This window comes from Cyanobium sp. Tous-M-B4 (assembly GCF_024345395.1).
Lineage (GTDB): Bacteria > Cyanobacteriota > Cyanobacteriia > PCC-6307 > Cyanobiaceae > Cyanobium_A.
In genome coordinates, this window is record NZ_JAGQBA010000001.1 from 211,159 (window position 1) to 236,816 (window position 25,658).

Annotated in this window: 27 protein-coding genes and 1 tRNA gene; 15 read left to right on the forward strand and 13 right to left on the reverse strand. The window is 63.8% G+C overall.

Going from position 1 to position 25,658, the window contains the following annotated elements:
* Positions 1-18 precede the first annotated feature (18 nt).
* Both dapA and KBY73_RS01090 read right to left on the reverse strand, forming a co-directional pair.
* Entirely contained in the window at positions 19-924 is a 906-nt protein-coding gene (gene dapA / locus KBY73_RS01085; RefSeq protein ID WP_254935266.1) for a 4-hydroxy-tetrahydrodipicolinate synthase, read from the reverse strand.
* The gene (locus tag KBY73_RS01090) at positions 921-2,015 is read right to left on the reverse strand and encodes an aspartate-semialdehyde dehydrogenase (protein ID WP_254935267.1); all 1,095 of its coding nucleotides are present in this window, start codon (positions 2,013-2,015) and stop codon (positions 921-923) included. The genes dapA and KBY73_RS01090 overlap by 4 nt, the downstream gene beginning before the upstream one ends.
* A gap of 213 nt (positions 2,016-2,228) precedes the next feature.
* On the opposite strand from KBY73_RS01090, the gene tig reads away from it, so the two are divergent.
* The 5 genes from tig to KBY73_RS01115 all read left to right on the forward strand — a co-directional run bounded on the left by tig (position 2,229) and on the right by KBY73_RS01115 (position 8,278).
* Positions 2,229-3,653: a trigger factor gene (gene tig, locus KBY73_RS01095; RefSeq protein ID WP_254935268.1), complete on the forward strand. Its 1,425-nt coding sequence runs from the start codon at positions 2,229-2,231 to the stop codon at positions 3,651-3,653.
* Positions 3,654-3,699: 46 nt separating this feature from the next.
* A complete protein-coding gene (gene clpP, locus KBY73_RS01100; protein WP_254935269.1) occupies positions 3,700-4,359 on the forward strand; it encodes an ATP-dependent Clp endopeptidase proteolytic subunit ClpP in 660 nt (219 codons plus the stop codon).
* 78 nt (positions 4,360-4,437) lie between these two features.
* Positions 4,438-5,817 (forward strand): ATP-dependent protease ATP-binding subunit ClpX, encoded by a 1,380-nt coding sequence (gene clpX / locus KBY73_RS01105; protein ID WP_254935270.1) that lies wholly within the window; start codon positions 4,438-4,440, stop codon positions 5,815-5,817.
* Positions 5,818-5,831: 14 nt separating this feature from the next.
* Positions 5,832-6,443: a lecithin retinol acyltransferase family protein gene (locus KBY73_RS01110; RefSeq protein WP_254935271.1), complete on the forward strand. Its 612-nt coding sequence runs from the start codon at positions 5,832-5,834 to the stop codon at positions 6,441-6,443.
* A 17-nt stretch (positions 6,444-6,460) separates the two neighbouring features.
* Entirely contained in the window at positions 6,461-8,278 is a 1,818-nt protein-coding gene (locus KBY73_RS01115) for a DNA polymerase III subunit gamma/tau (RefSeq protein WP_254935272.1), read from the forward strand.
* A 49-nt stretch (positions 8,279-8,327) separates the two neighbouring features.
* Here the strand turns inward: KBY73_RS01115 and KBY73_RS01120 are convergent, their stop codons facing one another.
* Entirely contained in the window at positions 8,328-9,680 is a 1,353-nt protein-coding gene (locus KBY73_RS01120; RefSeq protein ID WP_254935273.1) for a glycosyltransferase family 2 protein, read from the reverse strand.
* A gap of 24 nt (positions 9,681-9,704) precedes the next feature.
* A complete protein-coding gene (locus KBY73_RS01125; protein ID WP_315858390.1) occupies positions 9,705-11,162 on the reverse strand; it encodes a SpoIID/LytB domain-containing protein in 1,458 nt (485 codons plus the stop codon).
* Between the two features lie 221 nt (positions 11,163-11,383).
* Between KBY73_RS01125 and rpmI the strand changes: the two genes are divergently transcribed.
* From rpmI to KBY73_RS01140, 3 genes are read left to right on the forward strand one after another with little or no spacing between them, the layout of a single operon-like run.
* Positions 11,384-11,581 (forward strand): 50S ribosomal protein L35, encoded by a 198-nt coding sequence (rpmI, locus tag KBY73_RS01130; protein WP_254935275.1) that lies wholly within the window; start codon positions 11,384-11,386, stop codon positions 11,579-11,581.
* 48 nt (positions 11,582-11,629) lie between these two features.
* The gene (gene rplT, locus KBY73_RS01135; RefSeq protein WP_254935276.1) at positions 11,630-11,977 is read left to right on the forward strand and encodes a 50S ribosomal protein L20; all 348 of its coding nucleotides are present in this window, start codon (positions 11,630-11,632) and stop codon (positions 11,975-11,977) included.
* A 22-nt stretch (positions 11,978-11,999) separates the two neighbouring features.
* Positions 12,000-12,542, forward strand: coding sequence for a tetratricopeptide repeat protein (locus KBY73_RS01140; RefSeq protein WP_254935277.1), 543 nt, complete (start codon positions 12,000-12,002; stop codon positions 12,540-12,542).
* Between the two features lie 19 nt (positions 12,543-12,561).
* On the opposite strand, the gene KBY73_RS01145 is transcribed toward KBY73_RS01140, so the two are convergent.
* On the reverse strand, positions 12,562-13,167 hold the full coding sequence (locus KBY73_RS01145; RefSeq protein WP_254935278.1) for a hypothetical protein: 606 nt from the start codon (positions 13,165-13,167) through the stop codon (positions 12,562-12,564).
* Positions 13,168-13,224: 57 nt separating this feature from the next.
* On the opposite strand from KBY73_RS01145, the gene KBY73_RS01150 reads away from it, so the two are divergent.
* The 3 genes from KBY73_RS01150 (at position 13,225) to KBY73_RS01160 (ending at position 16,484) form a co-directional block, all read left to right on the forward strand.
* The gene (locus tag KBY73_RS01150) at positions 13,225-14,055 is read left to right on the forward strand and encodes a thiazole synthase (protein ID WP_254935279.1); all 831 of its coding nucleotides are present in this window, start codon (positions 13,225-13,227) and stop codon (positions 14,053-14,055) included.
* Between the two features lie 81 nt (positions 14,056-14,136).
* On the forward strand, positions 14,137-15,330 hold the full coding sequence (locus KBY73_RS01155) for an NAD-dependent epimerase/dehydratase family protein (RefSeq protein WP_254935280.1): 1,194 nt from the start codon (positions 14,137-14,139) through the stop codon (positions 15,328-15,330).
* A 17-nt stretch (positions 15,331-15,347) separates the two neighbouring features.
* Positions 15,348-16,484, forward strand: coding sequence for a glycosyltransferase family 1 protein (locus tag KBY73_RS01160; protein ID WP_254935281.1), 1,137 nt, complete (start codon positions 15,348-15,350; stop codon positions 16,482-16,484).
* Between the two features lies 1 nt (position 16,485).
* Here the strand turns inward: KBY73_RS01160 and mrdA are convergent, their stop codons facing one another.
* The 5 genes from mrdA to cbiD form a co-directional block, all read right to left on the reverse strand.
* Entirely contained in the window at positions 16,486-18,243 is a 1,758-nt protein-coding gene (mrdA, locus tag KBY73_RS01165; RefSeq protein WP_254935282.1) for a penicillin-binding protein 2, read from the reverse strand.
* A 2-nt stretch (positions 18,244-18,245) separates the two neighbouring features.
* Complete coding sequence (locus KBY73_RS01170; RefSeq protein ID WP_254935283.1) at positions 18,246-18,629, reverse strand: hypothetical protein; 384 nt, start codon at positions 18,627-18,629, stop codon at positions 18,246-18,248.
* Between the two features lie 52 nt (positions 18,630-18,681).
* Complete coding sequence (locus tag KBY73_RS01175) at positions 18,682-19,263, reverse strand: hypothetical protein (RefSeq protein ID WP_254935601.1); 582 nt, start codon at positions 19,261-19,263, stop codon at positions 18,682-18,684.
* Positions 19,264-19,372: 109 nt separating this feature from the next.
* Entirely contained in the window at positions 19,373-20,992 is a 1,620-nt protein-coding gene (gene guaA, locus KBY73_RS01180) for a glutamine-hydrolyzing GMP synthase (protein ID WP_254935284.1), read from the reverse strand.
* A 34-nt stretch (positions 20,993-21,026) separates the two neighbouring features.
* Positions 21,027-22,193: a cobalt-precorrin-5B (C(1))-methyltransferase CbiD gene (gene cbiD / locus KBY73_RS01185; RefSeq protein WP_254935602.1), complete on the reverse strand. Its 1,167-nt coding sequence runs from the start codon at positions 22,191-22,193 to the stop codon at positions 21,027-21,029.
* A gap of 80 nt (positions 22,194-22,273) precedes the next feature.
* Here cbiD and KBY73_RS01190 point away from each other — a divergent pair, with 80 nt between their 5' ends.
* Positions 22,274-23,428, forward strand: coding sequence for an alanine--glyoxylate aminotransferase family protein (locus tag KBY73_RS01190; protein WP_254935285.1), 1,155 nt, complete (start codon positions 22,274-22,276; stop codon positions 23,426-23,428).
* 71 nt (positions 23,429-23,499) lie between these two features.
* A tRNA-Gly gene (locus tag KBY73_RS01195) sits at positions 23,500-23,571 on the forward strand.
* A 75-nt stretch (positions 23,572-23,646) separates the two neighbouring features.
* Here the strand turns inward: KBY73_RS01195 and KBY73_RS01200 are convergent.
* The 3 genes from KBY73_RS01200 to KBY73_RS01210 all read right to left on the reverse strand — a co-directional run bounded on the left by KBY73_RS01200 (position 23,647) and on the right by KBY73_RS01210 (position 24,679).
* Positions 23,647-23,841: a hypothetical protein gene (locus KBY73_RS01200; RefSeq protein WP_254935286.1), complete on the reverse strand. Its 195-nt coding sequence runs from the start codon at positions 23,839-23,841 to the stop codon at positions 23,647-23,649.
* A 203-nt stretch (positions 23,842-24,044) separates the two neighbouring features.
* Entirely contained in the window at positions 24,045-24,302 is a 258-nt protein-coding gene (locus KBY73_RS01205) for a hypothetical protein (protein ID WP_254935287.1), read from the reverse strand.
* 44 nt (positions 24,303-24,346) lie between these two features.
* On the reverse strand, positions 24,347-24,679 hold the full coding sequence (locus tag KBY73_RS01210) for a chemotaxis protein (protein WP_254935288.1): 333 nt from the start codon (positions 24,677-24,679) through the stop codon (positions 24,347-24,349).
* Positions 24,680-24,791: 112 nt separating this feature from the next.
* Between KBY73_RS01210 and KBY73_RS01215 the strand changes: the two genes are divergently transcribed.
* Both KBY73_RS01215 and KBY73_RS01220 read left to right on the forward strand, forming a co-directional pair.
* Positions 24,792-25,229 carry a DUF6554 family protein gene (locus KBY73_RS01215; protein WP_254935289.1) on the forward strand — a complete coding sequence of 146 codons (438 nt, stop codon included), beginning with the start codon at positions 24,792-24,794 and terminating at the stop codon, positions 25,227-25,229.
* Between the two features lie 46 nt (positions 25,230-25,275).
* Complete coding sequence (locus KBY73_RS01220; RefSeq protein WP_254935290.1) at positions 25,276-25,656, forward strand: hypothetical protein; 381 nt, start codon at positions 25,276-25,278, stop codon at positions 25,654-25,656.
* The last annotated feature ends 2 nt before the right edge of the window (positions 25,657-25,658 follow it).

Consider the following 25,658-nt stretch of genomic DNA (forward strand, 5'->3'; position numbering starts at 1 on the left):
TGGTCTCAAGCCTTGGCGTCAGGTAGGACGCAGGGCGGCCAGGGTTTCGGAGAGGCGTTGTCGCACGTCGGTAGTGGCGGAAAGCAGGGGAAGACGGGGTGCACCTACGGGCCAGCCGCTGAGCTCCAAGGCGGCTTTGACGGGGATCGGATTGGTGCTGCAGAAAAGGGACTTGCACAGCGGCAGCAGCTGGTCGTGCAGAGCCAGGGCCTGGGCCAAATCCCCCGCGTAAAAGGCGCGCACCATGGCGCTGATCTCAGCTCCGGCCAGGTGGCTGGCCACACTCACCACTCCCACAGCACCAACGGCAAGCATCGGCAGGGTGAGGGCATCGTCACCGCTGTAGATCGCCAGACGGTTGCCGCACAGAGCCCGCAGGGCACTCACCTCTTCGGTGCTGCCGCTGGCAGCCTTGAAACTCACCACGTTGGCGCAGTCGAGCAGGCGGGCAACGGTGCCTGGCTCCAGGCTGGTGCCTGTACGGCCAGGGATGTTGTAGAGCATCAAGGGCAGCTGGGGTGCCGCCGCTGCCACAGCACGGAAATGGGCCTCAAGGCCGTCCTGGGGGGGCTTGTTGTAGTAAGGCACTACCACTAGGGCACCGTCTGCACCGAGGGCCGCCGCCTGCCGCGTGGCCTCCACCGCTTCGGCGGTGCAATTGCTGCCGCTGCCCGCCAGCACGCTGGCCCGATGCCCAACCGCTTGCTTCACCGCTACTAAAAGCGCATGCTGTTCGTCCCAGCTGAGCGTGGGTGATTCGCCAGTGGTACCGCACACCACAATTCCATCGGAGCCCTGATTGATCAGGTGCTCTGCCAGCTGGGCCGCAAGGCCCAGATCCACCGAACCATCGGCAGCGAAGGGGGTCACCATCGCCGTCAGCACGCGGCCAAATAACGGAGTGGCTGGCTGGATAGGGCTCAAGCAGCACCTCCGGGCAAAACCGCTCCAGCTGCAGCCGCCGGGCCCTGGATCAACAGCTCGGCAATCTGGATCGCATTGAGAGCCGCACCCTTGCGAATCTGATCACCGCAGAGCCACAGCTCTAGGGCATTGGCATCACTGAGGTCCTGGCGGATACGTCCCACCGCTACCGGATCGCGGCCCGTCACATCTGTGGGCATCGGGAAACGGTTGGCCTCAAAGTTTTCCAGCAGCTCCACGCCGGGGGCCTCAGCCAGCAGGGCTCTGGCCTCCTGCACCGGGAAGGGCTCATAAAATTCAATATTTACGGCCTCAGAATGGGCCCGCAGCACCGGCACCCGCACACAGGTAGCCGAAAGCCGCAGCTCCTGCGTGCCCATGATCTTACGGGTTTCGTTGAGCATCTTCAGCTCCTCCTCGCAATAACCGTTGTCCTGCAGCGGAGAGTTGTGCAGAAAAAGGTTGAAGGCTAGGGAGTGGGGCAGCACCTCACTCACGGGCTCACCACCATCGAGCACGGTGCGGCTGAGCTGGCGCAGCTCCTCCATCGCCCGGGCACCGGCGCCGCTGGCGCTCTGATAGGTGCTCACCAGCACTCGCCGAATTTCCCGACGCGCCGCCAGGGGGGCCAAAACCAGAGTGAGCAGAATTGTTGTGCAGTTGGGGTTGGCAATGATGCCCCGATGGGCAAAAGCAGCCTCGGGGTTCACTTCTGGAACCACCAAGGGCACCTGCGGATCCATTCGGAAGGCGCTGGAGTTGTCGATAACCACCGCACCAGCCCGGGCCGCCACCGGAGCCCACTGGCGCGACACCGAGCCGCCGGCTGAGGCCAGCACCACGTCCACCCCTTCAAAAGCTGAGGCCTCCACAGGGCGGATCGCCAGCGACTTGCCCTGCCAAGCAAGGCTTTGACCAGCGGAGCGCGGTGACGCCAGGGGAATCAGCTCAGCCACAGGAAAATTGCGCTCAGCGAGCAACTCGAGCAATTCCTGGCCAACGGCACCGGTCGCACCGAGAACCGCAACCCGCAAGGGGCGGCTGGGCAGGCAGGGAGATGGCGGGGCAGGGACGGTCTGGGCGGCGGTCAAGGGAGCGGGAAAGGAATCAAAACTCGATGGCGGAGCTGGGGGTCAAACGTCAAACCAGCTAGAGACGGAAAGCTGCAACAAAGAAGCCGGCTTACGTCGAAGCCGCTACTTGCTGATTTGGGACCTATCGCTTTCGTCGTGCGCCTTTTCGACAATACGCGCTGAGAGCTCGGAACGGCCGCTTTCTAGGATTGGGGTCTGCAACTGTTTTCCATGAGCTCTGCCGCCGCCCCAGCCGCCAGCCCGCTGTCGATAAAGGCCAGTCCCCGTCCGGGCAGCCGCGTGGCCCTCGAGGTGGCCATCCCCGGCGGCCGCAGCCAGGCCAGCTATGACGCCGCCGTGGACAAGATGAGTAGCAGCATCAAGCTTCCCGGCTTTCGCAAGGGCAAGGTGCCCCGGCCGGTGTTGCTCCAGCAGATCGGCCCCCTGCGCATCCGCGCCACCGCCCTAGAAGACTTGGTGGACGCCGCTTTCCGGGATGCTGTTAGCCAAGAAATGGTGGCAGCCATCGGCCGGCCCGAGCTCACCGAAGGCTTTGAAGTCGTGCTGGAACGCTTCGAGCCCGGCAGCCCCCTCACCATCACCCTGGAGCTCGACGTCGAGCCCACACCAAAACTCAAGTCCACCAAGGGGCTCAAGGCTGAGGCCGAAGCAATCAGCTTCGATCCAGCCCGCATCGATGAACTGATCGAGCAGTCGCGCAAGCAGCTGGCCACCCTGGTGCCCGTAGAAGGCCGCCCCGCCGCCAGCGGCGATGTAGCGGTGCTCAGCTTCAGCGGCATCTACGTGGATAGCGGCGAGGCCATCAGTGGTGGCAGCAGCGATGCCATGGAAGTCGAGCTGGAGGAGGGCCGGATGATCCCCGGCTTCGTCGAGGGCGTAATCGGCATGGATATCGGCGCTAGCAAGACCATCGACTGCCAGTTCCCCGATACCTACCCCCAAGAAGAGGCCGCCGGCCGCCAGTCGCGCTTCGAGATCAGCCTGAAAGACCTCAAGTGCAGGGAACTACCCGCCCTTGACGACTCCTTTGCCCAGCAGGCCAGCGACAAAGCCACCCTGGCAGAACTGCGCAGCGATCTGGAAACCCGCCTCAAGGACGACGCCGAGCGCAGGGCTAAGGCCAGCCGCCACGACGCCCTGCTCGCCGCCCTGGTTCAAGAGCTTGAAGTGGAACTGCCCGAAACCCTGATCCAACAGGAAATCCGCAACCTGGTGGAGCAGACAGCCGGACAGATCGCCCAGCAGGGCATGGACGTCAAAAAGCTGTTCACCCCCGACCTGGTGCGCTCATTGATGGACACCTCCCGGCCGGAGGCAGAGGAGCGCCTGCGCCGCAGCCTGGCCCTCAAGGCCCTCGCCACCGCCGAGGCGATCGAGGTGGAAGCCAAGGAGCTCGAAACCAAGATCAAAGAGATCAGCCGCGGCCTGAGCCAGCAGGGCAACATCGATCCTGAAAGGTTGCGTCTGGCCGTTGCTGACGACCTGCTGCGCGACAAGCTGCTGGAGTGGCTTGAGGCCTATAGCACCATCACCGAAAAAGCTGCCACTCCAGCCGACGCCGACCCTGAGGCTGCAGGCGAGGAGCAGGCAAAGGCCAAAGCGAAAGCAAAGGACAAACCAGCCAAGGCCCAATAGCCACAGCGAGGACCAATAGATTGGTTCTCCGAGAGCTACTCCGCGTGTGATCGACGCCACCCTTCGCCATCCCGTCCACAGCAGCTGGAGCCCAAGCGGCTCCCCGGGGGTGCTGCCCACGGTGGTGGAGCAGTCCGGCAAAGGCGACCGCGCTTTCGATATCTATTCGCGCCTGCTGCGCGAGCGGATCATCTTTCTGGGCACCGGCATCGACGATCAGGTGGCCGATTCCCTAGTCGCCCAGCTGCTGTTCCTCGAAGCCGAGGATCCGGAGAAGGACATCCAGATTTACGTGAACTCCCCAGGCGGCTCGGTGACTGCCGGCTTGGCGATCTACGACACGATGCAGCAGGTCTCCCCAGATGTGGTGACCATCTGCTTCGGACTGGCCGCCTCCATGGGTGCCTTCCTGCTCTCGGGTGGCACCAAGGGCAAGCGGCTGGCCCTGCCCAATGCCCGGATCATGATTCACCAACCCCTCGGCGGTGCCCAGGGCCAGGCAGTGGACATTGAAATCCAGGCCAAGGAGATTCTTTTCCTCAAGGACACCCTCAACGGTCTGATGGCTGAACACACCGGTCAGCCCCTCGAAAAAATCACCGAAGACACGGACCGCGACTACTTCCTTTCCCCCGCAGAGGCGGTTGAATACGGCCTGATCGATCGGGTCGTGACCGAATCCCCTGCCGCCGCGGCTGCTGAGTGATTCCTTCCGGTTTGATCCTTAAGGTCAGCTGACGATCCGTTATTTCCTGTCGATCCTGGAATCAGGACTCCCCTGCCCATGGCCAAGTTCGACGCCCACCTGAAGTGCTCGTTCTGCGGCAAGTCGCAGGAACAGGTGCGCAAGCTGATCGCCGGCCCGGGGGTCTACATCTGCGATGAATGTATCGATCTCTGCAACGAGATCCTTGATGAGGAGCTGGTAGACGGCCATAGCGGCACAGCCAGCGGAGGCGGGAGCGGCCGCCATGCCGCCGACTCCAACCGTGGTAAGGCACCCAGCAAAAAAACAACTAAACCCGCTCCAACTTTGGCGGAGGTGCCCAAGCCCCAGGAGATCAAGGCCTTTCTCGACCGCCAGGTGGTGGGCCAAAACGAAGCCAAGAAAAATCTTTCCGTAGCTGTTTACAACCACTACAAACGCCTGGCCTGGCAGGGCGATGGCAAGGGCGAAACGGACCAGACAGCCACCAAGTTGCACAAGAGCAACATCCTGCTGATCGGCCCCACCGGCTGCGGCAAAACGCTCCTGGCCCAGACCCTGGCCGAAATGCTCGATGTGCCCTTTGCGGTGGCAGACGCCACCACCCTTACCGAGGCGGGCTACGTCGGCGAAGACGTGGAAAACATCCTGCTGCGGCTGCTGCAGAAAGCGGATCAGGATGTGGAGCAGGCCCAGCGAGGCATCATCTATATCGACGAAATCGACAAGATCGCTCGCAAGAGCGAAAACCCCTCTATTACCCGGGACGTCTCCGGAGAAGGGGTGCAGCAGGCATTGCTGAAGATGCTCGAAGGCACCGTGGCCAACGTGCCGCCCCAGGGAGGCCGGAAGCATCCTTACCAGGAATGCATTCAGATCGACACCAGTCAGATCCTGTTCATCTGCGGTGGTGCCTTCGTCGGCCTCGAAGATGTGGTGCAAAAGCGGATGGGCCGCAACTCCATCGGTTTCCTTAGTGCCGATGGCAGCAGCCGGCCCCGCAGCGGCAAGGATCGCCATGCGGCCGAGGTGCTGCGCCATCTGGAGCCCGACGACCTAGTGCGCTACGGCCTGATCCCAGAATTCATTGGTCGGCTGCCGGTTAGTGCGGTGCTTGAGCCCCTCGACACGCCAGCCCTGCAAGCCATTCTCACCGAACCCCGGGATGCCCTGATCAAGCAGTTCCAAACCCTGCTGAGCATGGACAACGTGCAGCTCGATTTCGAGGCCGGCGCTGTTGAAGCGATTGCCATCGAGGCCCATCGCCGCAAGACCGGCGCCCGGGCCCTGCGCGGCATCGTCGAAGAGCTAATGCTCGACCTGATGTACGACCTGCCCTCCCGCAACGACGTCAAGAGCTTCACCGTGACCCGGGAGCTGGTGGAGCAGCGCAGCAAGGGCAAGGTGGTGCCCCTCGGCAGCGCCAACCTGGATTCGCCACAGCAGGCCAGCGCCTGATCGGGCCCGCACCGATGTCCGCAGCTGACCACCTACAGGTGCCGCGCCAGCACGGTCTGTTCCTCCATCACGGCATCGATCTAGGCGACGGCAGCGTGGCCCACTACCTGGAAGGGCGCGAAATCCTGCGCAGCCCCCTGGCCGATTTCAGCCGCGGCGAACCTGTAGCGGTGGTTCCCTATGCCGCGGGCGACTGCTCCCCGGCCGGCGTGACCCTGCGGCGGGCCATGGGGCGCCTGGGCGAACAGAATTACAACCTGCTGTTCAACAACTGCGAACACTTCGCCCATTGGTGCAAGACCGGCCGGCATCGCAGCGCCCAGGTCGAGGATTTGCTGCACACCGGCAGCCTCGGAGCCCTGGCCATCGGTCAGTGGGTGCCAGCGGCCATGCTCAGTGCTGCCCGAATGCTGCTGCGCCAGGGCAACCTGGCCGAACTCGACAAGCTGCGCCAAGGCCTGCAGCAGAAATTGGAGCAGGAGCTTGGTAAGGCTGAAGCGCGCTGGGGGCAGGACCGCTTCGAAAGCCTGCGGCTAGCAGCCCAGAAACTGGCCGACCAACTCACGGCCGTGGAAGAACTGGAAGAGCGGCTAAGGCGCCAGCTTGAACCGGACCAGGGCCACTAATCTCAAGCCTCAGCTTCATGAGCCCAACGGCGATCTCCAGCTACCAACCCCTCCACCACAAATACCGTCCGCAGCGCTTCGACCAGCTGGTGGGGCAGGAGGCGATCGCCGCCACCCTGGGCAACGCCCTGCGCACCGGCCGGATTGCACCGGCCTATCTGTTTTGTGGCCCTCGCGGCACGGGTAAAACCTCCAGCGCCCGCATCCTGGCCCGCTCGCTCAACTGCATCGGCAGCGATGGGCCCACCCCCGAGCCCTGTGGCGTCTGCGAGCTCTGCACCTCCATCGCCGCCGGCAATGCCCTCGATGTAATCGAGATCGACGCCGCCTCCAACACCGGCGTCGACAACATCCGCGAGCTGATCGAGCGCTCCCGCTTCGCTCCGGTGCAGGCCCGCTGGAAGGTGTACGTGGTGGACGAGTGCCACATGCTCTCCACCGCCGCCTTCAACGCCCTGCTCAAAACCTTGGAGGAGCCACCGCCGCGGGTGGTGTTCGTGCTGGCCACCACCGACCCCCAGCGGGTACTCGCCACGATCCTGAGCCGCTGTCAACGCTTCGATTTCCGCCGCATCCCCCTGCAGGCCCTCGAACAACACCTCAGCTGGATCGCTGAGCAGGAGCAGATCGGCATCACGCCAGAAGCCCTGCACGTGGTGGCCCAGCGAGCCCAGGGGGGACTGCGGGATGCGGAGAGCCTGCTCGATCAGCTCAGCCTGCTGCCGGCGCCGATCGAGGCCACGGCCGTGTGGGAGCTGCTGGGGGCTGTCCCGGAGCAGGAGCTACTGGCCCTGGCCGGTGCCCTGGCCAGCTGCGATCCCCTCGCCCTCCTGGAGGGTTGCCGCGAGCTGCTGGAGCGGGGCCGGGAGCCCGCCGCCGTGCTGCAGGGGCTCGTCAGCCTGCTGCGGGATCTAGTGCTAGCTGGCACGGCGCCCGACCGCCTAGAGCTCACCAGCGTGTCGCCCCAGTTCCGCCAAGCCCTACCCGATCTGGCCCGCTCCCTCGGCAAAGCCCGCCTACTGCAGTGGCAGGCCCAGCTAAGGGGCAGCGAGCAGCAGCTGCGCCACAGCGTCAACCCGCGCCTGTGGCTAGAGGTACTGCTGTTGGGTCTACTGGCCGAGCCGGTAGCTGCCGCCCAGCCAATCTCTGCCGCAGCACCTGCAGCAGCCCCCACCGCAACTGCGCCGGTGGTTGCACCTCCAATTACACCAGCGGTCGCGCCAGCAGCAGCCCCAATCCCGACTCCGGCTCCAGCCCCAGCTCCGGTCAACGTCGAGCCCAACAGCTCCGCCAACCTGCCGGAGCTCTGGCAGCAAATCCTGGCGGGCCTGGAGCTGCCGTCTACGCGAATGCTCCTGTCCCAACAGGCCCGGCTGGTGCGCCTCGATGAGCGCCGCGCCGTGGTGCAGGTGGCCGGCAACTGGATGGCCATGGTGCAGAGCCGCCTGCCCCTGCTGGAAGCAGCGGTAGCTAAGGCCCTCGGCAGCCCCCGCCAGCTCACATTGGAAGGGGGTGGGGAGAGCGCCGCACCAACTGGGGGCCCCCCCAGTGCCGCCACCCCCAGACCGACACCACCACCGCCAACACCAGCACCACTGCCAGGCCCGGCACCCCTGCCAAACCCAGCAGCGAATCAAGCCCCAGCTCCCCTACCAACCCCAGCAGCCAATCCTCCAGCCGCAGCACCTATTGCGCCCCCCTTAGCCGCACCCCTCGATGACAAGGCCAGAAGGCTGGCGGAGTTCTTCAATGGCGAAGTAGTTGAACTCGATGGGCCGCTCGATGAATTAACAGGCGATGCATTGACTTGCGATGCAGAGGAGGCGGCTGCTTGAGCGTGGCCAGCACAATTGTGTAACGGGTAATCAGGTGTGTAACGAGTAATCAGGCGGTTGCCGGATCTTCGATTTGAGACTCTTCCTCCTCGCCGAGGTGCATGGTTTTGGCCCAAACCAGGCTCTTGGGGAGCAGGGCCATGCGGAGAGTGGTCCAGGGAATCACTACAAACCAGTGGCTCAAATAGGCAATGCCTAGGAGCAGGTTCCAGACGCTCATGGTCGGCAGGGCCGGGCCCTCGCTAGGGCGACGACAACCGGCCAAAATCGCTCCTCCAGAGAGGCCAAAAGCAACAAAGGAAAGGGGCCAGATGGTTGGGCGGGTGCCCGTAATCAAGGCGCCGAGCAAATCGGCAATCGCTACCACCGGCAAAAAGTATTGGAGCAGAAAGAAACTTGTTAAATCAAGCTTCTGACTAGCGCTGAGACGCTCCGAAATCAGGCCGGGCCAATAATCAAAGAAGCGCTGCAAACCGCCTTCAGCCCAACGCTGACGCTGGCGCCAAAGGGCAGCCACACTCAGCACCGCCTCTTCCTGCACCGGCGGATCCCAGAGGATGCCAATCGGCTGGCCGTCGAGCAGCAGCCTGAAGCTGAGGTCTAAGTCGTCAGTGACCGTGTCCTCGTTGAAACCACCGCTACTGAGCAGGGCGTCCCGGCGCAGCAGCTGGCCATTGCCGCGTAATTCGGCCACGCCTCCCACAGCTAAGCGACCCTGCTGGATCACGGCGTCGAGGGCCATCTCCATGGCCTGGGCCCGGGTCAGCCAATTGGCAGTGGCATTCACCTCAGCTTTGCGCAACTGCACCGCCGACCAGCCACCAGCTTCTGCGTAGGGAATCAGCCGCTCCAGGGTGTCGCTCTGGAGGTCGGCATCAGCGTCGAGCACGAACATCCAGCGGCCCTGAAGCTGCTGCAGCACCAAATTCAGAGCGCCCGATTTGCCGCCGCCGGCATCTGGCTCACGCCGCAATACCTGCAGAAAAGAATGACGCTCCTGGAGATCAGCCAAAACCTGGGGAGTGCGATCGCTGCTGGCATCGTCAATCACCCAGAGCCGCATCTGCCCCGGCGGGTAGCTCAACTGAGCAATGCGCTCTACCAGGCGGCCAATAACTGCCTGCTCATCGCGGGCCGCCACCACCACGTCCACTGCGGGCAGGGGTTCCGCCCCTTGGGCGGTGGAGGCTTGAGCTGGTTCTGAGCTGCCTAGCGAACCAAAAACCTGGCGCAACACGGTGCGCAGGCTGTAGCCCCCAAGCAGCACGGCCAGGGTGAGGGCCGGGATCAGGCGCAGCGACTCATGGAGCCAATGGGGAGCCATTCCCGCCCAGCCGCAGCCGATCAGGAACAGGGCCGACTTGCCGCGACGGTGATCGGTGGTACGGCCACCCGCAGCCATGGCGATCCCGAAAGTCGCCGAACTCTAAGGGGAACCGGCGGCCGAGCCGGGCTGGGACAGGGGGCTGATGCCTGGCAACGCCCTGAGGGACTGGAGGCTGGTGCCCGGATAGTAGTGATCGAGGATGCGAGCCAGGCTCCAGCCACGCCGGGCTAAGTCGATAGCTCCAGCTTGGGACAGGCCTGCACCGTGGCCAAACCCTCCCCCCTCGAAAATCCAGCGACCCGGGCCATCCGGCCGCAACACAAAGAGGGTGCTGGGCAACTGCCGCAAGGTGCGGCGAATCGCATCACGGCGCAGCACCAGGCTCTGTCGCACTCCGCTGGCTCCCTGCGCCTGGATTTCCAGCGCCAATACCCTTCCACTGGGGCCCCGCTCCAGCACCGCCAGGCGTGTGGGCGGCAGGCCCAAGGGCAGGGCAGCACGGCTCAAGGCCTGCTGAATCTGGGCCGAATCGAGCTGGCGAGACCAGCGGAAGCGGGGATGGTCAAAGCCATAGGCGCGGGCGGTGGCCGCCAGGGCCGCCCCTAGCCGGGCTAGCTGCAACGGCAAAACCACAGCGGCTGCAACGGCCGGCGGACCATCCACCCGCGGCCTCAGGTAGGGCAGGGAGTCCCCACTCCACACCTCCTCAAACCCGGCCGCAATCCCCCCATTTGTGGCGTGATACACGCCATGAATCGGCGCACCCTGCCAGCTCAACACTTGATGTTGAGTGGCGGCAATCGCCTGGCGTACAGCTGCTCCGGCCTGGCGGGGGTCTGCGTACACCTGGCATTGGGTATCGGCGCATAGGTGGTAGCCATCCACCACGAATCGCCCCTGGTTGCGCAGGGCCCAGGTGCGGGCCAGCACCGCCTGGGCAGCCAGGGCAGCCGCGGGGGATCCTGCCCCGATCTCATGGGGCACAACCCCAAGTAGGTAGCGCTCTAAGGGCACCTCCTCCACCAATGACCAGCTGCCGTAGGCATCTCCCTGGAGCCGGAACGGGCCTGCAAACACCCCCCCCTGCCAGCGCAGCCCCCCCGGGGCCTCCAAGCGCAAGGGCCCCTCAAAGCGAACCGGGCCATCCGAGCGCTGCAGCTCCAAAACCAGGCGATCGCGCTGCAGCTGCTCGACGAGCCGCGGCCTAACTCCAGCGGGCGCTGGGGCCTCTGGCGCGGCCCACACCTCCCACTCCGCCGGGTGGGCAATCACAGGGGTGGCACCGGCCAGTCGCCAGCGTCCAGCAGCCTCCTGGGCGCTCTCGTAGCTGGCAAAGGGCCCCCACACCTGACGGCGCAGCGCTAAGGGCTGGGCCAACGGCAGCTTGCGCCAGTGCAACTGCAGCCGGGGCGCCTGAAACCGCTGGCCCGTCGCACTCAGTAGGGTGAGGTTTCCGGCCGCGCTGCGAAGCTCCAAGGGAGTAGGCGGACCCAAATGGGCCGCCAGAGCCACCCAGAGCACCGGCGCTGTGGCCGCCACTGCCGGCGGAGCCTGCACGGGCCAATGCAGCGCAGAAGCAGGGCCGGATCCAGGTGAAATGGGCGGTGCAGCGGCCCGACATCCTCCCGCGAGCAGCAGCGTGCTGGCCCAAACGGCTAACGGCAACAACGATTGGGCCGAAGAGGACCGGACTGAAAACATTGCTTGAAAGAAGGGGTCTTGGAGGAAGGCACTGCCACGTCGTACTCTGCTTGTTTGTGCCCGCCGCAACGCGAGAAATGCCGAAGCTCAAGACCCGCAAAGCAGCCGCCAAGCGGTTCAAGGCCACCGGCACCGGCAAGTTTCTGCGTCGCCGGGCCTTCCTCAACCACCTGCTCGATCACAAGAGCCCGAAGCGCAAGCGTCATCTGGGCACAATGGCTGTTGTTGATGAGCGCGATGCAGACAACGTGAGGGCGATGCTCCCCTACGCCTGAGAGAGCGACCTCGGCCGATTTTCACTTCTATCTTCCTGATCTACTTCTATGTCACGCGTCAAGAGGGGCAATGTTGCCCGCAAACGCCGTAACAAGGTTCTTCGCCTAGCCCGTGGCTTCCGCGGCGGCAATGGTTCCCTCTTCCGCACCGCCAACCAGCGGGTGATGAAGGCGCTTTGCAATGCCTATCGGGACCGCCGCCGTCGCAAGCGCGACTTTCGCCGCCTCTGGATCGCCCGAATCAACGCAGCAGCTCGGCTCAATGGCCTGAGCTACAGCCGCTTCATGGGTGGTTTAAAGAAAGCAGACGTACGCATCAACCGCAAAATGCTGGCCCAGCTTGCCGTGGTCGACCCAGGCAGCTTCACCAGCGTCGTGGGTGCCGCTTCAAACTGAGTTCCACTGGTAGGTCTTTTTGTTGGACGCCCTCCTTCCACAGGCCTACCTAATTGGGCTGATCGTCCTGCTAGGGGTCGCTGCCGTTGTGGTGGCCCGACAAATCTGGCGCGTGCGCTCAGATGAAGTCACCCTGGCAAAGTTGGAGCGTAGTGAGGGCCCTAAGCCCTCCGACGCGGCCACGTTGTACGAGCTTGGCTCTGTGCAGTTACGCAAGCGCTTGTACGGGCAAGCCGCCGAATCACTTAAGCAAGCTCTAAAGAAAGCTGAAGCGGCTAAAGAGCCGGCTGAAGCCCAAGCCGTGATTCAAAACGCCCTAGGTTTCGCTTTAGCTGCTCAAAATAACTACAAAACAGCAATTCGCCATTACCGGCTGGCATTGGAAGCCAAGCCTTCCTACCCGGTAGCACTCAACAATCTTGCCTTCGCCCTGGAAAAGCAGCTCAAGCTGGAGGAGGCCAAGCAGACCTATGAGCAGGTGATTGCGCTTGACGCCAACAACAAAACCGCCCGCAAACGGCTGAAACTTCTCGATCGCAAGGCCGGCCTGAATCGGGCGGCCTAAACGATTATCTAGTCAAACTTCACCAAAGCCCGCGCACAGCAGAGCCACGGCTTGGTGTCTCTACGCGGCTTGAGCTTGATAGGGGGCGCAGATCCAGGCGGCCGCCTGGGTTAGTGAGACGGGGGGCTTGCCAGCCTGACAACTGCAGGCCCTGCAGACCCGTAAATACCCCTCCCATCTCCAAACCCGCCACCTCGCACTGGCAGAGCATCAGCAGGTCGAGCTGGTCTGATTCGGCGTTGAGGTTGCCCTGCACAGGAGTGGTAACCCCTCCCACCGTTAGTTCACCGCGCAGGTCGATCATTTGACCCATCGGCTTAACCGAGGCAAGCCTCAGCTCAGCACTCACAATCTGGGAATTGTCAAAGGGTTGATAGGTACCCCTCCATACGAGCGGCATCTCCCCGGCCAGCAACCGGGCCCGGCCAACTGGATCAAAGGTCTCCGCACCCCCCAGGCCACTGAGCGACTCACCCCCGACGCTGGCAGCCGCGGGAGGGCTGAAAGGCACAAAGGCCTCACTGGCCAGGGGAGTAGCCGCCTGCACGGGCAACAAACCCATTGGCAACAGCGCCAGCGGCACTGCAGCTAACGGCAGGGCAGCACGAAGAACGGCGAAAGACACAACAACAAAACCGACTAATGGGAGGCTAGGACCGTTGCCGAGATTTGGCCCTGCCCCTTGGTCACCACCGCTCCCACCAGCGAACCGCCCAGCCTCCGGGATCCACTTGTGATCGGTGGGCGCAGCTTCCGCAGCCGCCTGATGACCGGCACAGGCAAATATCCGAGCCTGGCGGCCATGCAGGCCAGCCTGACGGCCAGCGACTGCGAAATCGTGACCGTTGCCGTGCGCCGGGTCCAGAGCCAGGCTGCCGGCCATTTAGGCCTGCTGGAGGCCATCGACTGGCAGCGCATCTGGATGTTGCCCAACACGGCCGGCTGTGCCACCGCCGAGGAGGCGATCCGGGTGGCCCGCCTGGGACGGGAGCTGGCAAAGCTGGCAGGCCAGGAGGACAACAGCTTCGTGAAGCTGGAGGTGATTCCAGACACCCGTCATTTGCTGCCCGATCCATTCGGCACCCTGGCAGCCGCTGAGCAACTGGTGAAGGAGGGTTTCACGGTGCTGCCCTACATCAATGCCGATCCACTCTTGGCCAAGCGACTCGAAGAGGCTGGCTGCGCCACCGTGATGCCCCTGGGCTCGCCGATCGGCTCGGGCCAGGGCATCCGCAACGCCGCCAACATCGCCCTGATCATCGAAAACGCCAAGGTGCCCGTGGTGGTAGACGCCGGTATCGGCGTGCCCAGCGAGGCCGCCCAGGCGATGGAAATGGGCGCAGACGCCCTGCTGATCAACAGCGCCATTGCCCTGGCAGGCGACCCCCCGGCGATGGCGCAGGCCATGGCCATGGCCTGCGAGGCCGGCCGCAGCGCCTTCCACGCCGGTCGGCTGCCCATACGGGCAAACGCCAATCCCAGTTCGCCCGAGGTTGGCCGGGTAGGGAGCTGAAGCCGAACGCCTGTAGTAGTTTGCGGAGCGGAGCATCCGCTCGTCCTGCAGGGGTCTGGGGTTTTCGGAATGGGGGTTGCAATGAAGGTCTTCGTTCTCGGTGGCGACGGCTTCTGCGGTTGGCCCTGCGCGGTGAACCTGGCCGATGCGGGCCATGAGGTTGTTGTCATTGACAACCTCAGCCGGCGCAAGATCGACGTCGACCTGGAGGTGGAGTCGCTGACGCCGATCGCCACCATGGGCGACCGCCTTAAGGCTTGGGAACAGGTGGGCGGCAAGCCGATGCGGTTTGTCCATCTGGACATCGCCAGGGAATACGACCGGCTTCTGGAGCTACTGCGCCACGAGCGGCCCGATTCGGTGGTGCATTTCGCCGAGCAGCGCGCAGCTCCCTACTCGATGAAAAGCAGCGCCACCAAGCGCTACACCGTCGACAACAACGTCAACGGCACCCACAACCTGCTTGCCGCGATCGTGGAGAGCGGCCTCGACATCCACATCGTGCACCTAGGCACGATGGGTGTGTACGGCTACGGCTCCCACCGCGGCGCCACCATCCCCGAGGGCTACCTCAAGGTGGAAGTGCCCCAGCCCGACGGCAGCCGCTTCGAGGAGGAAATCCTGCACCCGGCCAGCCCGGGCAGCGTCTATCACATGACCAAGACGCTGGACCAGCTGCTCTTCCTCTACTACAACAAAAACGACCAGATCCGCATCACCGATCTGCACCAGGGGATCGTCTGGGGCACCAACACCGAGGCCACCGAGCGCGACCCGCGCCTCACCAACCGCTTCGACTACGACGGCGATTACGGCACCGTGCTCAATCGCTTTTTGATGCAGGCAGCGATCGGCTATCCGCTCACGGTGCACGGCACCGGCGGCCAGACCCGCGCCTTCATCCACATCCGCGATTCGGTGAAGTGTGTGCAGCTGGCCCTAGAAAATCCGCCTGCCAGGGGTGAGCGGGTGAAGATCTTCAACCAGATGACTGAAAGCCACCAGGTGGGTGAACTAGCCCGCAAGGTGGCGGCTCTCACGGACGCCCAGATCAATTACCTGCCCAATCCGCGCAACGAAGCCGTCGAAAACGACCTCATCGTGGACAACCGCTGCTTCATCGAGCTGGGTCTCAACCCCACCACCCTCGATGACGGCCTGCTAGCTGAAGTGGTGGATGTAGCCCGCCGCTGGGCTGATCGTTGCGACCGCAGTCGCATTCCCTGCCAATCCGCCTGGACCCAAACCCAGGCTCAGGCCATCCAGACGGCCTGAGGCGCGACTCCAGACCCTTGAAGATCGCCTTTTTCACCGAAACCTTTCTGCCCAAGGTGGACGGCATCGTCACCCGGCTCACCAAGACGGTGCAGCATCTGGTGGCGGCTGGCGATGAGGTGCTGATCTTCTGCCCGGAAGGCGCCCCGGAGACCTACATGGGAGCCCAGGTGGTGGGGGTGCCAGCAATGCCCCTACCCCTCTATCCCGAGCTCAAGCTGGCCCTGCCTCGTCCGGCGGTGGCAGAAGCCCTGGATCGCTTCAAGCCAGATCTTGTCCACGTTGTCAATCCCGCCGTCCTGGGGCTCGGCGGCATCTGGCTGGCCAAAACCAAGGCCTATCCCCTGGTAGCCAGCTACCACACCCATCTGCCCAAATACCTGGAGCACTACGGCATGGGCATGCTCGAGCCGCTGCTGTGGGAACTGCTCAAAGCTGCCCACAACCAGGCTCGCCTCAACCTCTGCACCTCCACAGCCATGGTGCAAGAGCTCAGTGAAAAAGGAATCCAGCACACCGATTTATGGCAGCGCGGCGTAGACACTGAACTTTTCCAACCGGCGCTGCGCTCCGATGCCATGCGGCAGCGGCTGCTAAATGGCCAGAGCGACACCGGCAAGCTGCTGCTCTACATCGGCCGGCTATCTGCGGAAAAACAAATTGAACGGATCCGGCCCGTGCTTGAAGCAATGCCCGATGCCCGGCTGGCCTTAGTGGGAGATGGTCCCTACCGCCTGCAACTCGAGAAGATCTTTGCCGGCACACCTACCCACTTTGTGGGCTACCTAGCCGGGCAAGAGCTGGCGGCGGCCTATGCCAGCGGCGACGCTTTTCTATTCCCCTCCAGCACCGAAACCCTGGGACTGGTGCTGCTGGAGGCCATGGCGGCCGGCTGCCCGGTGGTTGGTGCCAACCGCGGTGGCATCCCCGACATCGTCAGCGATGGGGTCAATGGCTGCCTTTACGAACCAGACCAGGAAGGCAGCCTGGCTGCAGCGGTGGAGCGCCTGCTTGGCGATGCCAGTCAGCGGGCCGAGCTACGCACCAACGCCCGCGAGGAAGCCGAGCGCTGGGGTTGGGCTGGAGCTACCGAACAACTGCGCGGCTACTACCAACGCCTGTTGACCAAGCCCAACCTGCAATTGGTGGCCTGAATCAGGACTGGGGCGGCTGCCCCGGCAGGCTGCCCCGGAACCAGGTATTCATCAAAGCCTTCACCATCGGAGCTGCCACCGTGCCGCCATAGCCGCCGGAGTTTTCCCCGAAGGCGATGATCACCAAGGTGGGCTTATCCGCCGGGGCATAGCCGCCAAACCAGGCGTGATCAGGCCGGGGTGGATCTTCGCCAGTGCCGGTTTTGCCAGCCACCGGAGGCAGGCTGGGATCATTGAGGAGCTTGGCGGTGCCGATGGTCACCACCTGGCGCAGCCCATCCCGCAGCACCTGCAGGGTGGCCGGCTTAAGGCCGATCCAGGTGCGTTTCGTGGGGCGCTCCACCAGGTGGGGCGTCACCAGCCAACCACCGTTGGCCACCGCGGCATAAAGCCGTGCCATCTGGATCGGGGTCACCTGCAGGGCCCCCTGGCCAATGGCCGAGGTGATGGTGTCCACGGGTGTCCAGCCCTCACCCAGCACCTCCTGTTTCCAGGCCTGATCGCCCAGCAAGCCCGGGGTCTCCTCCTCCACCAACTCAATGCCCGTGACCTGGCCGTAGCCCATGCGCCGGGCGGCTTTGAACAGCTCATCGGGGCCCACCTTCAGCCCCACCTGGTAGTAGAAGGTGTTGCTGCTCACGGCCAGGGCGAAAGGAAAACCGATGGCCCCATGGGCGCCATGGTCGCCATAGCAAAGGCCCGCATAACAGAACGAATTCATCGTCATCACCTTCGAGTCGGCCGTGTAGCGGCCCGACTCCAGGCCCGCCACTGAGGTGACAATCTTGAAGGTGCTGGCCGGTGGAAAGCCCTGGAAGGCGCGATTCAGCAGGGGAGCATCGGGGGAATTGAGGCTGCTCCACTGGCTGGAACTTGGCGCTGGCGAAAAAACATTGGGGTCAAAGGTGGGCCGGCTGGCCAGGGCCCGAATTGCTCCGGTTTGGGGGTCGAGCGCCACGATCGCCCCCTTGCGCACCCCGTCGAGGGCCCGCTCTGCCGCCTGCTGCAGGGCCAGGTCCAGGGTGAGCCGCAGGTCCTGGCCAGCCTTAGCAGACTTCTCCCCAATGATGCGCTGCACCTGGCCGGCGGCGTTCACCTCCACCTGCTGGCCGCCCCACTCGCCGCGCAGGTGCCCTTCAAACTGCTTCTCGACCCCACTGCGGCCCACCCGATCCTGGATCCGGTAGCCCTTGGGCTGGAGCTGGGTGTATTCCTCTTCCGTGATCCCGCTGGTGTAACCGAGCACGTGGGCTGCCAGCCGGCCGTGGGGATAGCTGCGCAGGATGTCCACATCCACCTCGGCGCCCTGGAGCCCGGCGGCCTGCTCCCGGAAGCGCAGCACCTGCTCAGACTTCAGGCCACTCGCCAGAGCTATCCGAAATCCCTCCGCATTGGCCCCACTGCGTCGGCGCGCCTCCAGCTGGGCCGCAGGCAAGCCAACCACCGTCGCCAAGCGATCTCGTAGGGCCGGCCACTGGGCGTCACCCACCTCCCGCGGCTGGATGTAGAGGTTGTAGGTGAGCCGGCTGGTGGCCAGCACCTGGCCATGACGATCCAAAAGGCGACCCCGGATCGGGTTGCGGGGCATCAGCCGAATTCGGTTTTCATCGGCCCTGGCGCGGTTCTCAGCGCCATGCAGCAACTGCAACCAGGCCAGGCGCGCCACCATGGCACCGCTGAACAGCAACACCACGGCCAGCAGCAGAGCCGACTGACGGCCCATGCCGGTGTGGCGGGAGGCAACTGGACCAAAGGCCATGGTCAGGCGTTGGGCTCGAGTCGCTGCTCCAGCTGCTCCAGTCGAGCAGCAATGCGGGCCAGACCCTGCTGCAGCTCTAAGGCGTCCTGGGGATCGGCTTGGTGTGCTCCCTCAGCCCCTACCTCGGTGGCCACATCGTGGACCTCAACCTTCATCACCGGGTTGCCCAGACCGGGGCTGACCCGATCCAGGCCCTGGCGCAGCTGACTAGCGGCAGGCTCGCCCTCCTCCCGCAGACTGCCGAGGGGATCGGCCTCCTGGCCGTCAAAGGCTGCCATCACCTCGCGGGCCCCGCCCTTACGGGCCCGCTCCACCACCGCCAAACCCACGGGCAGGACGTCCTGCATCAAGGTGAGCCGGAGAGCATCAAAGGGGTCGGTGGCCATGGCGGCATTCCTGGCTCAGGAACCACAGTCTGACCTGCCTGCAGCCCGGTGCTCAGGGAGCCAGCCGCTGGATCCCTGGATCAACAATCACCTGGCGGCAGTTCTGCTGGCTACCCCACCACCAACCCGCCGCCACGGCGATCACCAGCAGCGAGGCCAGTGGCACCAAGGCCTGGCGGGTTACATCAAGGGCCAGCCATTCGCCCCAGGCCCGCAGGGTGCGCTCCCGGTCAAAGCGTCGCCGAGCCTTCTCTTCCTCCTGCTGGCGCCGGCGCAGGGAGCGGGTCACCCAGCGCTCAAATGATTTCTTCTTGGTGACCGCCATCTTGCGCTCAACCTCGAGCAGATGACCGGCCGAGAGCTCAGGGTTGAAGGTGCTGATCAGCTCCAGGCTCTTGAGGAACATCTCCACGGCGCCATCTTTGGCGGCCCGCTCGCCCTCTTCAAGCAGCTCCCAGTCCACCTCGGGATAGAAGCGCAGCCGGTTGCTGACGATCTGGTCTTCCATCAACTGGCCTGGCTCCCGCAGCCAGCGGTCCGTATTGGCATCGAAACGGCGCCAATACAGAAAGGGATTGAGATAAATGGTTTTGCCGGCCAGGACGATGCTGTCCTGCTGCAGCCGTCGCTGCATGTCGGGATCGGGGGATGTCGAGCTGGGGGGCGCGGAGGCGGCAGTCACGACGTATGGGCTGGGAGCTGATGGTATCGAAGGTCGGCGTCCCGGGCTACTCCCGCAACACCTACTCCCACTCGATGGTGCCAGGCGGTTTGCTGGTGATGTCGAGCACCACCCGGTTCACACCCTTGACCTCATTGACGATGCGGTTGGAAATTTTCTCGAGTAAGTCGTAGGGAAGGCGAGACCAATCGGCCGTCATGCCGTCTTCCGAGGAGACGCAGCGCAGCACGATCGGGAAGGCATAGGTGCGTTTATCGCCCATCACCCCCACGCTGCGCACCGGCAGCAGCACGGCAAAAGCCTGCCAGATCTCGTTGTAGAGGCCCGCCTCCTTCACCTCCTCGCGCACGACCAGGTCGGCGTCACGAAGGATGTTGAGCTTCTCGCTGGTGACTTCACCGAGGATGCGAATCGCCAGACCAGGACCGGGGAAGGGATGCCGGCCAACGATTTCCTGGGGCAGGCCCAGGCTGCGGCCCACCTTGCGCACCTCGTCCTTAAACAAACGACGCAGGGGTTCGACCAGCTTGAACTGCAGATCCTTGGGCAGGCCACCAACGTTGTGGTGGCTTTTGATCTTCACCGCCACCCGCTCACCGGTTTTGGGATCAATACCCGTGCCGGCGCTCTCGATCACATCGGGATAGAGGGTGCCCTGGGCCAGGTAGTCGAAGGGGCCGAGGCGCTTGCTTTCCTCTTCAAACACCCGGATGAATTCCGTGCCGATCAGCTTGCGCTTCTCCTCCGGGTCGGTGATGCCATCGAGCTTGCTGATGAAGCGCTCGCGGGCATTGATGTATTCCACGTTGATGTGGAAGCGCTTGTCGAAAAATTCCACCAGAAACTCAGGCTCGCCTTTGCGCATGAAGCCTTGATCGATGAACATGCAGGTGAGCTGGTCGCCAATCGCCTTGTGCAGCAAAAAGGCGAGGGTGGAGGAATCAACGCCTCCCGATAGAGCCAGCAACACCCGCTTATCGCCGACTTGGGCGCGCACATCAGCCACCGCTTCGTCAATGAAAGCTGCTGTGGTCCAATCGGCCTCACAACCACAAATGTGGTAAACGAAATTACGCAGCATTGCCATGCCGCCGGTGGAGTGCACCACCTCAGGATGAAACTGCACGCCGTATAAGCGCCGCTGATGATCAGCGACGGCGGCCTCTGGGGTGTTGTCGGTGTGAGCCAGCCGCAAGAAGCCCTCGGGCAGCTTTTCCACCGAGTCGCCGTGGCTCATCCACATCGTCGAGCCGTCTTCGACGTTGGTGAGCAAATCGATCGGGTCATCAACGTGCAGCGGAGCCTTGCCGTATTCCGCCCGACCGGCGGCCACCACCGAGCCACCCAGCTGCTGCACCATCAGCTGCATGCCGTAGCAAACGCCCAGCACCGGAATTCCTAGCTCCCAGATAGCCGGGTCGCACACGGGAGCCCCCTGCTCATACACCGAACTGGGACCGCCGCTGAGAATGATGCCCCGGGGGGCAATCGCCCGCAGCTCCTCGGCCGTGGTGGTGTAGCCCATCACTAGGGAGAAGACTTCGGTTTCCCTCACCCGCCTGGCGATCAGCTCCGAATACTGGGAGCCGAAATCAAGAATCACAATCGCCGGATAGCGCGTCGACTGGGAGGTGGCGTCGAGCTGGGGCACTGGGGCGGTAGGGGAAGCGGTGGAAGACATCGACAACGCTGGACCCTGGAGCATTCGAACCAGCCTAGGCGTCGCTCCGGGCATGGCTGCGTAAAGCCGTGAGCAACTCCAAGCCAACCGGGCCCTGGCCGCAGATCTGGCGGGAGCGATCGAACAGCACGGCCCCAACCACCATCGACTCCTGGCCGTAGCGGGCCAGGTAGCGCAGGCTGCGCTGCTCCACCGCCGCCGCAATGGCCTGACGCAGCCGCTCGGCCCGCGGAGCGTCCCGCTGGGCCAGGTCTCCCAGCGCCGCCTCCACGGTGGGGGCGTCGTGAAGGGCTTGCAAGGACTCACCCCCCAGCCCGGCCAAGGCCGCAAGGGCCGTGAGCACCTCAGCGCGACCATCGGCCAGGTGGTGGTGGGTGTGGAAGATGCCGCCGGCCAGCTTGATCAATTTGCCCTGATAACCCAGCAGCAGCAGGCGGCGCACGCCGGCCTCGGCCGCCGCCACGAGCAGCGGTCCGAGCCAGTTGCCCGCCTTGAGCAAAAGCTCAGGCGGCAAACCCAGTCTGGGAGCCAGATCGAGCCCGTTCTCACCGATCACCAGCACCAAATCAGCGCAGAAAGCAGGCGCTGCGGCGCGTTCGCGCAGGGCCGCCAGGGCCTGGGCCAGCTGGTCGGGGCCGGCGCTGCGCTGCACCTCAGCCTGGGTGCCGATCAAGGCCAGGCCATCCACCACCCCAAAAGCTGCATTGCTGGTGCGCTCGGCCAGACGCCTGCCCTCTGGGATCACCACCTGCAGCTCCAAACGCTTTCCCAGCGGCACTAGGGGCTGCAGGTTGCACTCGAGCAGCTGTTCGGCATAGGCCGACACGCACGCCTCACCACTGGCCTGCAGCACCCCCACCCCCTCGCCAGCCCGCAACTCGAGCCACTTACCTGGCCCCTCCAGCCAGCGCAATTGCACCCATAGCTGCAAGCCACGGGTGAGGTCGAGCACCTCCGGCCCCGGATCACAGCAGGCCATGGCCAGCACCCAGCCATCGGCCAAGGGCGCGGCCGCTTGCACCGGCACCTGGGCGGGCAGCTCGCCGGCCGCCTCGGCTTCGGGATGGAGCCAAAGGGGCTGGTGACGCTGCCAGGGCTGGCCCAGCAGGCTCACCAGGGCCGCCCGGGCTGCGGCCGTGAGCCACACCGGCACGGTGTATCCGGCAGTGACATCCGCCGAGGCAGGCTCGGTTTGATTCAGTTCAAGCAACGGCAGAAAGAACACTGTTTTTTATGGTGGTTGATTGTGCGGTCCGCCGCCGCCCGCCGTATCCCCTAGCCATGCAGGACAAACTCAGCCTGATGATCCCCGGCCCCACCCCGGTGCCGGAACGCGTCCTGCTTGCCATGGGCCGCCACCCGATCGGCCACCGCAGCGCCGACTTTCAGAAAATCGTTAAGCGCACCACCCAACAGCTGCAGTGGCTGCATCAGACAAAGGGCGACGTGCTGGTGATCACGGGCAGCGGCACCGCTGCCATGGAGGCGGGAATTATCAACGTGCTGAGCAAGGGCGACACGGTGCTCTGCGGTGACAACGGCAAGTTTGGCGAGCGCTGGGTGAAGCTGGCCAAGGCCTATGGACTGAACGTGCAGGTAGTCCAGGCCGAATGGGGCCAGCCCCTAGATCCCGAGGCCTTCCGCGTCGCCCTTGAAGCCGACACTGCCAAAGCGATCAAGGCCGTGATCCTCACCCACTCGGAAACCTCCACTGGGGTAATCAACGATCTGCAGACCATCGCCTCGCACGTCAAGGTCCACGGCACCGCCCTCTGCATCGCCGACTGCGTCACCAGCCTGGGTGCCTGCAATGTGCCCATGGAGGAATGGGGCATCGACGTGATCGGTTCCGGCTCCCAGAAGGGGTACATGATGCCGCCGGGGTTGGCTTTCGTGGCCATGAGCGACCGGGCCTGGGAAGCCTGCAAGCACTCCGATCTGCCGAAGTTTTATCTGGATCTGGCCAAATACCGCAAATCGGCCCATGCCGACAGCAACCCCTTCACCCCCGCCATCAACCTCTACTTCGCCCTCGAAGCAGCCCTGGAAATGATGCAGGCAGAGGGTCTTGAAAAAATCTTCGCCCGCCATGCCCGTCATCGGGCGGCGGCCCAAGCAGGCATGCAGGCGATTGGTCTGCCCCTCTATGCCGCGGAGGGCTGTGGCAGCCCGGCCATCACCGCTGTGGCACCAGAAGGCATCGACGCCGAAGCGATGCGCAAAGCCGTGAAAGAAAAATTCGACATTCTGCTGGCTGGTGGCCAGGATCACCTCAAGGGCAAGGTGTTCCGCATCGGCCACCTGGGCTTTGTTTGTGATCGCGACGTGCTCACAGCCGTAGCTGCCATCGAAGCAACCCTGCAGGATCTGGGCTTACACAAAGGCAGCGCCGGTGCTGGCGTAGCCGCCTGTGCAGCAGCCCTGGCCCAGGGCTGAGCAAACGTCAGGGGAGAGCACGCCTTTGCGCCGTTCTCCCCAAGACTCTGCTAATTTGATTTATACACCTTGCGGGTGTAATTCAGTGGTAGAATGTCAGCTTCCCAAGCTGAACGTCGCCGGTTCGAGTCCGGTCACCCGCTTTATTCTTAGGCCCTCGAATTGGAACAGAGCCGAATTGGATCAGAGGCGAATTAGGCCAGAGAAATTAGCCTAATTTAGCCACGAGGCTTGATCAGCTGCAAAACCTGGGGGCCGGTGGCCGCCATCCGACGCTCGCCATCCAAAGCCGCAATGATGAAGCGCGCGGCCTGGGGCAAATCTCCTTGCTCAGCGGCAAGGCGTGCCCGAGCCTCATCGGCCCGAATCGAAACAAGGAATTGTTCACGCGCATCAGCCGAGGGTGCGGCCAACGAAGAAGTACGCGCAGGACTAGCAAAAATGGCAGTCATTTCAACGGTATCTGAACGGAAATGGCCCACGCAAAATCGGTTTTAGCCATCCTGACAAGGGTTGATATATCCCTTCCAAGATCAAAGCATTCCTTTTGATCATACGCCAGGCCGAACATGACCAGTGAAAACATCACCTAGCCAACCCAGGCCACCTCCGCGCTTCAGGTTCCTGGCTCTTCCCGATTGCCACCCAACGCGGCAATTTGATCACGCAAAGCCTGGGATCGCTGCTCATCACCCCGGGTGAGGGCCACTGCAAGTGCAAACTCCAGCTTCTCCAGCTGATGCTCCCCCTCTCCAGAGGTAGGTGGGTAGCCACTGCGGCCGGAAGGAGCCTGGTTGGTAACTGACGGAGCTAAGCCCGAAGCTTGCGAGCAGCGATTGGTGGAACTGTTTTGGGAGGGTGTGGGGTATGCCATAACTGCTTTCTTCCCATTCTGACACCGTTGGCCAGCCCCCGGGATCAAGCCGCTGCGGCCATTTCGTGGTTTTGGTCGGTGAGCTCATCTTGATCGGTGAGCTCACGTTGATCGGTGAGCTCGTTGTTGTCGGTGAGCTCGAGCAAAGCGCGACAGTCGACCAGCAGTCGTTCAACGTTGTCGAGACTGGTGATCTCCTGGGGATCACACTCCCCGTGGCGATCAAGTAGCAGCTCCGTAGCTTCCAAACGCTGCTCCAGCCTCACCAGCCGCTGGGAGAGGGCGTGCACGGTTTGGGCCAAATCTTCAGCATTACGGCTGATGCGGAAGGAAACCGACTCGTAAGCCATGGCAATCAGGGCGTGGGAGCCGATCACAACACACAAACCAGCAGCAGCCAAGGCCAGAGCTCTTCCCTGCCCCAGACTCGACTTAGGCCAAAGAGATCGATACGGTGGGCCCCGGTATCCCCCGTTGACGCCCCAGGCCATGGCACTAAAAATTACTTCGCAGCAGATTCCCGGGCTGCGCCGTGCCCTATTGATCCTGGTTTGCAGCGCTGCTGGATTCGGCCTCGCCCTACCCGGCCAGGCCCAGACAGCTGAGGCCAATACCGCCGCCGCCAACGCCGGCTCAGGGGGCAAGGGGGCTCAGATCTACTGCTTTATGCGCAACAGCGGCAACAACCACCAGGTGAGCTGGGATGCCGCCTACGCGGTGATCAAACGCCAAAACGACAAACTGTTCAAGACCTCCCCGGAACACGCCGCGGTGATGATCACGGAAGCTGTGGTGCAGAACCCCAGCGTGTTTCCCGACTGCGGCCGCTACCTAGGTGACCTGTTCGCAAAACCCGAAGCCAAGCCAGAAGCCAGCACCAGCCCAGCGCCTAGCGGCACCTCCCGCAGTGAGCGGCTGGGTCAATAAGGCACGCGAAAATTTATGCCGAAGCGGCTGCCGAGCGGGGGGCCGCTTGGCCGCCCTGGCCGGCCTGCTGCTGCTTGCCGGTGGCTGCGCTGAAGAGCCCCTACCCCAGCGCCAAGTACGCAGCGATGACTGCCTGCAAACCGTGCAGCTCGACCAACTAAATGAGCAGATCCGCCGCTGCGATGCCGTAGTGGCGGCGTTTCCAACCAACCCAGGCCCTCTCAACGATCGCTACTTGCTGCACAGCCTGGCGGGCAACGAGGCAGCAGCCTGCGCTGATATCAACCGAGCTGCAGCCCTTGCCCGCTCTAAACCGCCAGCCAGCCTGGATCCCCAACTGCGCACCGATCTGAACCTGCGTCAACAGCTCTGCAGGGAAGGCGATACCAAAGCCGTGGGCAGTGGCAAAGCCCGGCCCCAACCTTGAGC